Below are 1154 nucleotides of genomic sequence, written 5' to 3'. Positions count from 1 at the left end.
TATAGTTTTGACAATGGTAAAAATTACTCATCCAATCCAAATTCAGGAAATTTAATCGTTGGAACCTATATGGTTCGTGTTAAAAATAGTATCGGCTGTGAGTCTGCTCCAATATCTGCAACCATAAACCGTCCAACAGATTACCCGAACGATCCTGCATTTACAACAATCCAGCCTGATTGCAGTAATCCTAATGGGGCTATTACAATTACCGATTCTGCATCTGAATATAGTTTCGATAATGGTGTTAGCTGGACTACAACTGCAATGAAATCGAATCTTGCTCCCGACACCTATTTTATTAAGGTAAAAAATAATAAGGGCTGTGCTTCAAATGCAACCACAGTTACTATAATTCCTTTTACAAATTTCACTCAAAATCCAGTTTTATCCGGTTCCCAAACATTCTGTATTGAACAAAATGCCACATTAAATTCAATTACGATCACAGGACAAAATATTAAATGGTATGATGCACCAGTAAACGGAAACACTTTACCGAAAACAACTTTATTAGAAAGCAAAATTTATTACGCTACGCAAACATTAAACAATTGCGAAAGCCTAAGATTTCCCGTACCGGTAAAAGTTCAAAATACACCTACACCTAATGCCGATTCTCCTCAACAATTCTGTATTCAGAAAAATGCAAGAATTAGGGATATTAAAATAACAGGGCAAAATATTAAGTGGTACGAAACTGCTTCATCTACTACAAGCTTATCTGAAATAACTGAACTTGTAGACGGTATCACGTATTATGCTTCTCAGTCTTTTAGCGGTTGCGAGAGTGACAAAACCCCCATTACAATCAATATTCTTGGAGCGACAATAGGAGAATGTATCTATTTTGTAGATGAACTTCCTTATCCTAAATTCTTTACCCCAAATAATGATGGTTATAATGATACATGGACTATTGATTTTATCTATTTAGCCCCAAATACCGGAATTAAAATTTTTGACCGCTACGGAAAGTTTATCAAAGAAATACGCCCAGACAATCCCTGGGATGGTACTTATCTTGGGCAACAGGAACCGTCTTCAGATTATTGGTTTACTGTTACAAGAATAAATGGAAAAGAAGTCAGAGGACATTTTAGTCTGAAACGATAAATAGAAAAGCCCTTCAGTGAAAGGGCTTTTCTATGTTA

Annotated in this window: 1 protein-coding gene; it reads left to right on the top strand. The window is 35.6% G+C overall.

Features of this window, described 5'->3' with window-relative positions; translation table 11 throughout:
* Positions 1 to 1116: T9SS type B sorting domain-containing protein (locus B0A80_RS19765; RefSeq protein WP_165769298.1), on the top strand; the 1116-nt coding region annotated here is incomplete at its 5' end.
* Positions 1117 to 1154: the final 38 nt, after the last annotated feature.

The organism is Flavobacterium tructae (genome assembly GCF_002217475.1).
GTDB classification, from domain to species: Bacteria; Bacteroidota; Bacteroidia; order Flavobacteriales; family Flavobacteriaceae; genus Flavobacterium; species Flavobacterium tructae.
This window is presented reverse-complemented; position numbering and strand designations above follow the sequence as displayed.